At 73.9% G+C, this 8493-nt stretch carries 6 protein-coding genes and 1 pseudogene; 5 read left to right on the top strand and 2 right to left on the bottom strand.

The features are described 5' to 3' along the window. The 4 genes from GTW67_RS02795 to GTW67_RS02810 all read left to right on the top strand — a co-directional run. Nucleotides 1-1218 (top strand): M60 family metallopeptidase (locus tag GTW67_RS02795; protein ID WP_161163199.1); only part of this gene is annotated, 1218 nt, incomplete at its 5' end. A gap of 22 nt (nt 1219-1240) precedes the next feature. Further along, nucleotides 1241-3658, top strand: a complete 2418-nt coding sequence (locus GTW67_RS02800) for a polysaccharide lyase family 8 super-sandwich domain-containing protein (RefSeq protein ID WP_161163200.1) — start codon at nt 1241-1243, stop codon at nt 3656-3658. Nucleotides 3659-3679: 21 nt separating this feature from the next. Continuing rightward, nucleotides 3680-5599, top strand: a complete 1920-nt coding sequence (locus GTW67_RS02805; protein WP_161163201.1) for a DUF2264 domain-containing protein — start codon at nt 3680-3682, stop codon at nt 5597-5599. 60 nt (nt 5600-5659) lie between these two features. Continuing rightward, complete coding sequence (locus tag GTW67_RS02810) at nt 5660-6019, top strand: GvpU-like protein (protein ID WP_161163202.1); 360 nt, start codon at nt 5660-5662, stop codon at nt 6017-6019. A 48-nt stretch (nt 6020-6067) separates the two neighbouring features. On the opposite strand, the gene murQ is transcribed toward GTW67_RS02810, so the two are convergent. Beyond that, nucleotides 6068-6964 carry an N-acetylmuramic acid 6-phosphate etherase gene (gene murQ / locus GTW67_RS02815; protein ID WP_161163203.1) on the bottom strand — a complete coding sequence of 299 codons (897 nt, stop codon included), beginning with the start codon at nt 6962-6964 and terminating at the stop codon, nt 6068-6070. A gap of 53 nt (nt 6965-7017) precedes the next feature. Beyond that, complete coding sequence (locus tag GTW67_RS02820) at nt 7018-7962, bottom strand: MurR/RpiR family transcriptional regulator (protein WP_161163204.1); 945 nt, start codon at nt 7960-7962, stop codon at nt 7018-7020. A 214-nt stretch (nt 7963-8176) separates the two neighbouring features. Between GTW67_RS02820 and GTW67_RS02825 the strand changes: the two are divergent. Continuing rightward, nucleotides 8177-8493 (top strand): annotated as a pseudogene (locus GTW67_RS02825) (ATPase); the annotation flags it as partial.

Here is an 8493-nt window from a genome sequence, read left to right on the forward strand (position 1 = left end):
CAGGCGTCCGTCGTCGTCACCGCGCGGCCGGGCGCCGAGGCCGAACGGCTCCGGCTCGGACAGGCCCTGCGGGGAAGCGAGTTCCACCCCACGGGGCTGTACGCCGGGGCCGGTTCCGCCCTCGCCCTCACGGTCCGGCCGCACGACGGCCTCGTTCCCACCCTCTGGATCGGCGCCTGGGACTACTACGGGGAGATCACGGAGCCCCGCCGCTACCCCCTGGCCGCCGGCGCCAACACGGTCACCGACCCGCACGGCGGCCCCGTCTACCTGACCCTCACCGGCGACGGCGAGCGGGCGAGCGTCCTGTTCCGTTCGGGGACCGTGCCGATGCCCGTGTTCACCCTGGGCGAGACCACGGAGGCCGCGTACCAGCAGCGCCTCGACACGCTCACCGACAGCCCCTATGTCGAGCTCCACGCCCCGAACACCATCATGACCCTCACCCGCGAGGGCGCCCTCCTGTACCGCGACGAGGACCACGCCGCGCTGCTGGAACTGGTCGAGACGATCATCGACTCGCACGCCCGGATCAGCGGCCTGGACGGATCACGGCCGGTGCACCGCAGGAAGGCGGGGCCGTACCACTTCACCGAGGTCAGCAAGGTGCCGACCGGTGTCGGCGCCTACGCCACCCACGGCTACAACGGCTTCCCGCGCGCCTACCTCGACCGCGCCACCACCGTCACCGGGCTGCGCACCCGCGGCTGGGGTCTCTACCACGAGCTGGGCCACCTGCATCAGCAGTACGCGTACAAGCCGGGCGGCCTCACCGAGGTCACGGTCAACATCTACTCCCTGGCCGCGCAGCGCACCCTGGGGCAGCCCTCCAACCTGCTGACGGTCGACCCCGCAACCGGCCTCGACCATTTCCAGTCCGCGCAGCGCAAGTTCGGCACCGACGGACTGGCCTACGAGAAGTCCTTCGGCGCGTACGAGAAGCTCGTCCCCCTGCGCCAGCTGGAGCTCGCGTTCGGCGACGACTTCTGGCCCCGGCTGCACCGGCTGGTGCGCGAGGAGAACCCCCAGTCCGCCTCCACGGAGGACGCCAAGCGCTACCGGGCGCTGGCCACCTACTCCAGCCGGGTCGCCGGCCACGACCTCACCGACTTCTTCGTGCGCACCTGGGCGTTCCCGATCGACGAGACCGGCCGGGCGGAACTGGCGGCGCTGCACCTGCCGCAACCGCCCGTCGACCCCAGCACGCTCACCGACTGACCGGGACGGAAAGGACCCCCCTGTGCGACTCACCAGACGATCCCTCCTGACAGCGACCGCGGCGACCGGCGCCGCCGCCCTGGTCACCCCGTCGGGCTTGGCCCACGCCGCCACATCCGCCGAGGCCGGCGCTTTTGCCGACGCCGATGTCCCCGCGCTCCTGGAGCGTGCCGAGGCCCTGCTCACCGGCGGTGACCTGGACCCCGCCGACCCCGGGCTCGCCGCGGCCGTCGCCGCGCTGGACACCGCGGCCAAGGCCCAGTGGGACACCCTCGACCGGGACCCGGCACGCACCGCCCTGTGGGCCGATCTCGCCCCGGTGGCCGACCCCGGCAACTTCGGTCAGAGCTACACCAGGCTCCGTACCGTCGCCCTCGCCTGGGCCACGCCCGGCACCTCGCTCACCGCGGACCCCGCTGTCGCCGACGCGCTCGTGGCCGCGCTCCGCTTCGCCCACGACGCCGCCTACCACCCGGCGCGGAGCGAGACGGGCAACTGGTGGTTCTGGGAGATCGGCGCACCCCGCGCCCTGATGGACACCGCCGTCCTGCTGCGCGACCGGCTGCCCGCCGCCGATCTGGCGGACTACCTGGCCGTCGTCGACCGGTTCTGCCCCGACGCGGACCGCCGCACCAACGCGCCCAGCCTCGCCGAGACCGGCGCCAACCGCGTCGACAAGGCCGTGATCGTGGCCCTGCGCGGTCTGCTCGGCCAGGACGCGGCCAAGATCGCCTCGGCCCGGGACGCCCTGTCCGACGTGCGTGACACCGGGCGCAACAGCCTGTTCCGGTACGTCGCCTCGGGGGACGGCTTCTACGAGGACGGCTCGTTCGTCCAGCACGGCACGGTCGCCTACACCGGCACGTACGGCGTGGTCCTCCTCGGCGGCATCGCTCACCTCCTGTCGCTGCTGGCCGGCTCCCCGTGGGAGGTCGCCGACCCCGACGTCTCGGTGCTGTACGAGGCCGTCGAGCGGAGCTTCACGCCGGTGGTGTTCGAGGGGCTGATGATGGACGCCGTACGCGGCCGTGCCGTCTCCCGGGAGCGGGCCGGCGACCATCGCGACGGTGCGGCGGCCGTCGCGGCGATCCTGCTGCTGGCGACCGGCGCGCCCGCGGCGTACGCCGGCCGCTGGCGCGCGCTCGCCAAGGGCTGGCTGACCCGCAACCGCACCACCCCCTTCGCCGCGCTCGCCGGCCTGCCCCAACTCGTCCTCGCCAAGGACGTCATGGACGACCCGGACGTCGTCGCGCGGCAACGGACGGGCGGCACCCATGTGTTCGCCGACATGGACCGCGTCGTCCACCACCGCCCGCGCTGGGCGTACGCCCTCTCGCTCTCCTCGCAGCGCATCGCCGCGTACGAGGCGGGCAACGGCGAGAACGTGCACGGCTGGTACACCGGCGACGGCATGGCGTACCTCTACGACACCGGCGACCTGGCGCAGTTCAACGACGCCTTCTGGCCGACCGTCGACCCGTACCGGCTGCCCGGAACCACGGTCGACACCCGGCGGCGCACCGACCTCGGCACGGGCGGCGGCACGTCCACCTTTCTGCCGGCCAACACCGTCGCGGGCGGCTCGGTGCTCCACGACCGGTACGGTGCCGTCGCGATGCAACTGACCGGCGCACCCGGCAGCACCCTGCGGGCGAAGAAGTCCTGGTTCCTGATCGACGACGCGGTGATCTCCCTCGGCGCGGACATCACCGCCACCGACGGCCGCACCGTCGAGACCGTCGTCGAGAACCGCAACCTGGGCCGCGACGGCAGGCCGCGCCTGCTGATCGACGGGGCCCGGCAACCCGACGAGCAGGGCTGGTCGGGAAGGTTCGGCCGGACCGGCTGGGCGCACGTGGAAGGCGTCGGCGGCTACGTCTTCCCCGGCACGGCCGCGCTCCACGCCCTGCGCGAGGAACGCACCGGCGCCTGGCGGGACCTCAACACCGGCGCGGACACCGCCGGTTCGCCGACCCCGGTCACCCGGCGCTACCTCACCCTGTGGATCGACCACGGCCTCTCGCCCACCGGGGGACGGTACGCCCACGTCCTGCTGCCCGGCGCGTCCGCCACGGCCACCGCCGTCTGGGCACACTCCCGCCCGGTGCAGGTGGTCGCCAACGACGCCACCGTGCAGGCGGTGGAGGCCCGCCGGCTCGGCCTGACCGCGGCGACCTTCTGGACCGCCGGCACGGCGGCCGGGATCAGCTCCTCCGGCCCGGCCTCGGTGCTGGTCCTGCGGCGCGGCGACCGGATCTCGGTCGCCGTCTCCGACCCCGGCCGCACCCTGACCACGCTCGACGTCGAACTGCCGTTCCGCGTACGCGCCGTGGCCGAGGCGGACGACACGGTCGGCGTCACCCCCGGCCGCAGGACCCGTCTCACCGTCGCGGTCGGCGGGTCGCGCGGCCACACCCACCGCGCCGAACTCGTCCCGTAGACCGCCTTGAGGAGAACCACGATGTCCGTCCCACCGCATCTGCGCCTGCCGCCGACCGACCGGGTCCTGTCCTCACGGACCGGCTGGACCCGCGCCCACTGGGAGGCGACGGCCGACCGGATGCTGGACGCGCTCGTGCCGTACGCGACACCCGGCTTCGCCCAGTACCGGCTGCCCGGCCGCGGCAGCTGGTCGGGTGTCGTGTCGGACGGACTCGAAGGCTTCGCCCGCTCCTTCCTGCTCGCGGCCTTCCGGACCGCCGGCGCGGGCGGCGCCGTGGACCCGGCGCTGACCGAGCGCTACGCGGCCGGGCTCGCGGCGGGCACGGACCCCGGCGGCAAGGAGGCCTGGCCCGCGCTGACCGACTGTTCCCAGCAGATGGTCGAGGCGGCCGCCATCGCCGTCGCCCTGCACGAGAGCCGCCCCTGGATCTGGGACCGCCTGGACGCCGGGGTGCAGGAACGAGTCGTCGCCTGGTTCTCCGGCTTCGTCGGCGCCCGTACCTGGGACAACAACTGGCGTCTGTTCCAGGTCGTGTCGGAGGAGTTCCTGGCCTCGGTGGGCGCCCCGCACAGCCGCCAGGACATCGAGTCCAGCCTCGACAGGATCGAGGACTGGTACCGGGGCGACGGCTGGTACACCGACGGGGACGGCCGCAACTTCGACTACTACAACGGCTGGGCGCTGCACCTCTACCCGCTCCTGTGGTCGCGGATCGCGCGGGACGACGGAGGCCGGACGGCCGCCTACCGGGAGCGCCTGGGCAGATTTCTGGAGGACTACCCGTACTTCTTCGGCGCGGACGGCGCGCCCGTGCACCAGGGACGCTCGCTCGCCTACCGCTTCGCCGCCCTGGCCCCGGTGTGGGCCGGGGCGCTGGCCGACTGCACGCCGCTCGCCCCCGGACTGACGCGGCGCCTCGCCTCCGGCACACTGCGGCACTTCGTCGAGCACGGGGTGCCCGACGAGCGGGGGCTGCTGACCCTCGGCTGGTACGACACCTTCCTCCCCGCCACCCAGCCCTACTCCGGCCCGGCCTCCCCGTACTGGGCGAGCAAGGCCTTCCTCGGGCTGCTGCTCCCGGCGGACCACCCGGTCTGGACGGAACGGGAACTGCCCCTGCCCGTCGAGGAGTCCGACACCTACCGGGCCCTCCCGGCGCCGGGCTGGCTGCTGCACGGCACCCGGCACGACGGCATCGTCAGGCTGCTCAACCACGGCAGCGACCACCAGCCACCCCAGGCCGAGGGCGCCGACCCGGCCGACGGCGCCGAGGACGCGCACTACGCGCGGCTCGCCTACTCCACCGCCACGGCTCCCGAGACCGCCCCGCACGCGGTGGCGCGGGCCGTCGACAACCACCTGGCGCTCCTGTCACCGAGCGGCACACCGTCACGGCGCACCCGCATCCACCCCCTGCGCTGCGAAGGCCGGATCGCCGCGTCCTGGTACGCGGCACGCCTCCCGGGCGACGAGCGCCGGTACCGCGTCGAGACCACCAGCGTGCTGCACGGGCCGTGGGAGATCCGCGTCCACCGGGTCGAAGCACCCGAAGGGGCGTCGGTGCGGGAGGGCGGGCACGCGGTGGCGCACGGGGAGAGCCCCGCCGCGCTGACCGGCCCGGGCTGGGCGCTGGCCCGTACCGCCGACGGCCTGAGCAGTGCCGTGATCGCGCTGCACGGCTGGGGCGACGGCACGGACGAGGGCACCGCGGAGGTCGCCCGGGACGTCCAGGCCAACGCCTTCGGGCCACGTTCCGCGATCCCGTACCTGCGTCTCGACCGCCACCCCGGGGGCCGCACCACGCACGTGTCCCTGGTGGCCCTGTCCCGCGACCGGATCCATCCGGGGGCCCTGCGCGACGTGGTGTCCGTACGGGCCGGTGCCGGGAACGGCACGGTGTCGCTGGCGTTCCTGGACGGCACCGTGATCGAGGTCTGAGGGCGCCCTTCGGCCACCGTCGCTCATGGCGGTGGCCTGCGGCGCATAGAATCCGGTCTCATGCCGAAGCCTGACGAGCTGATCGTTGACATCGCCGCCCTCGTGGAGTCCGGGGAGAGCAGCCAGATGTCCTTGACCGTGGTGACCGGTGGTGCCGTCGTCACCGGTCGCCTGGCTCCCGAAGCCGTGTGGCGGCAGCGGGTGTCGGAGGTGCTGACGGACTCCGCCCAGCTGAGCGAGTTCTCCGCCGTCTTCGACACCCCCGCGAAGAAGGACGGACCACCCACCCATCTGCACTTCCACGTCGCCCGGATCCTCCAGGGCACGGTGGGCATCCCGGAGACGGGCGGGATGTACCGCGTCGCCATCGAGGACGTCAGCGCCTGGACGGTGGGCGACTTCAGCTACTCCGACGGCTGACCGCCGTCACCCGCCGGCCGGGACCGTCCCGGCCGGCGCGAGGGCACGTCAGCCCGCCGCCACCGCCGCCCTCGTGTCGCCCCCGGCCTCGGAGAGGCGACCGGCGGCCTCCTCGGCGGTGCACCCGGCGAGCAGCATGACGATGGCCGTCTTGGCATGCCCCTCCGCCGCCCGCAGCGCCTCGGCGGCCGCGTCGGGGCCGGCGCCGGTCGCCTGGACGACCATGCGGCGGGCCCGGTCCACGAGCTTGTCGTTGCTGGCCCGCACGTCGACCATGAGGTTGCCGTAGACCTTGCCCAGGCGCACCATCGACGCCGTCGAGAGCATGTTGCAGACCATCTTCTCCGCCGTACCGGCCTTGAGCCGCGTCGACCCCGTGACGACCTCGGGACCCGTGGGCACCTCGATCGGGAACTCGGCGTAACGGCTCACCACCGCGTCCGCGTTGCAGGCGACCGACACGGTGACGGCGCCCTTGGCGGCGGCGTGCTTCAGACCGCCGACGACGTAGGGCGTACGTCCGCTGGCGGCCAGGCCGACCACCGTGTCCCGTTCGTCCACGCCGATGCCGTCCAGGTCGGCGACGGCCCGCGCGGGCTCGTCCTCGGCACCCTCCACGGCGACCGCGAACGCGCCCGGGCCGCCCGAGAGCAGGCCCACGACCTGCTCCGGGGAGGTGCCGAAGGTCGGGGGGCACTCCACGGCGTCGAGCAGCCCGATCCGCCCACTGGTGCCGGCGCCCAGGTAGATCAGCCGCCCGCCCAGCCGCAGCGACCGGGTGATCGCCTCGACGGCCGCCCCGATCTGGGGAAGCGCCTCGCGCACGGCCAGGGCGACGCTCTGGTCCTCGGCGTTCATCACGGAGAGCAGTTCGGTGACCGGCATGCGGTCCAGGTCGGTGGTCCGCTCGTTGCGGGTCTCGGTGCCGAGCGTGCTGAGGTCCACGGCGCGGTCGTCCTTTCGGTGCTGAGGCGGGCGGTCGGGAGCGGGTGCGGCGGTCAGTCGCCGGAGGAGCGGCGCTGCGGCTGAGGGCGCCGGCGGTGCTGGACGGCTCCGTAGGTCTTCTCCAGCGCGGCCGTCGTGGCATCGAAGGACCGCTGCGCCACCCCGACGAACAGACAGTCGATCAGGGCCAGTTGGGCGATGCGGCTGGCGGTCGCGCCGGAGCGGAACGGGGTCTCCCGGGCACAGGTGGCCAGGACGAGGTCCGCGCTCACGGCGAGGGCGGAGCGTGACGCGTTGGTGAGCGCGATGGTGGTCGCACCGCGCTCGGCGGCCACCTGGAGGGGTTCCACGGTGTCCTCGGTCTCCCCGGAGTGGGAGATGGCCAGGGCGACGTCGCCCGGTCCGAGCAGGGCGGTGGCGGTGAGGGCGGCGTGCCGGTCGGTCCACACGAAGGCCGTGCGGCCGATGCGGTGCAGCTTCTGGTGCAGGTCCTGACCGACGAAGGCGCTGGCGCCGACGCCGAAGATGTCGATCCGCCGGGCACCCGCCACGGCGTCCACGGCACGGCCCAGCACCTCGGTGTCCAGTCCGGCGGCGGTGTCCTCCAGGGCGTGCATCTCGTTGTAGACGATCTTCCGGACGATCTCGTCCAGCGTGTCGGTGGCGCTGATGTCGGTGCCCGGGGCCGGACGGTCGCCGCCGCGCGCGTCCTCCCGGGCCGCGGCCGCCGCCAGCGCGAGACGCAACTGCGGATAGTTGGCCATGCCTATCGCCCGGCAGAAGCGCATCACCGTCGCCACCGACGTGTCGGCCCGCCTGCCGAGCGCGCTGATGGACAGCTCCGACGCCTGCGCCGGATCGGCCAGCACGGCCTGGGCCACCCGGCGCTCCGAGGGCGCCAGGGACGGCAGCGCCGCCCGGATGCCCGCCAGGGTTCCGGCCGGGGACACGTCCTCCGCGGACCGGTCCGTCGCGCGCCGTCGTTCCTGGTGGGGCATGGGCCGTTCCCTCCTGGGTTGGTGGCCGACACAGTAGCCACGCCCCGGCGGTACGTCAAAAAGTTACGCATAAAATCGATCCACGTTACTTATTGACATGCGGATGTCGGCGTTCCGATACTCGCTGGACCGCGATCCGCACCCCGTCACCGGCCTCCGGGGCCGTACGGTGACCGACCGACGCGACGGATCCCTGGACACGAAGGCGTGCCGAATGACATCAGCAGTGGCGGTGGACCTGGGCAAGACCGGCTGCCGGGCCGTGCTGTGGGACGACACCGGACCCGTCCGGGAGACCCACGACGTGCCCGGCGCCCCCGGGCTCGCCACCCGCGACGGAGTGACGGCGGCCCGCGCCGCCGTGCGCGCCGCCGTTCTGCCGCTGCTGGAACGGCGGCCCGGGCTGCGGCCCGCGGCCCTCTGCGTCGGCGCCGCGGGAGCCGCCTCCGCACCGGATGCCGCCCGCGCCCTCGCCGAGCAGCTCCTGACCGACCTGCCCGTGCCCCGGGTGGCCGTCACCAGCGACGCCGT

This window comes from Streptomyces sp. SID5910, assembly GCF_009862125.1.
Classification (GTDB): domain Bacteria; phylum Actinomycetota; class Actinomycetes; order Streptomycetales; family Streptomycetaceae; genus Streptomyces.

Excerpts from the sequence above, each read along its gene's own strand:
- GTW67_RS02805 (WP_161163201.1), top strand. The coding sequence starts at position 3,680 with ATGTCCGTCCCACCGCATCTGCGCCTGCCGCCGACCGACCGGGTCCTG.
- GTW67_RS02810 (WP_161163202.1), top strand. The coding sequence starts at position 5,660 with ATGCCGAAGCCTGACGAGCTGATCGTTGACATCGCCGCCCTCGTGGAG.
- GTW67_RS02820 (WP_161163204.1), bottom strand. The coding sequence starts at position 7,962 with ATGCCCCACCAGGAACGACGGCGCGCGACGGACCGGTCCGCGGAGGAC.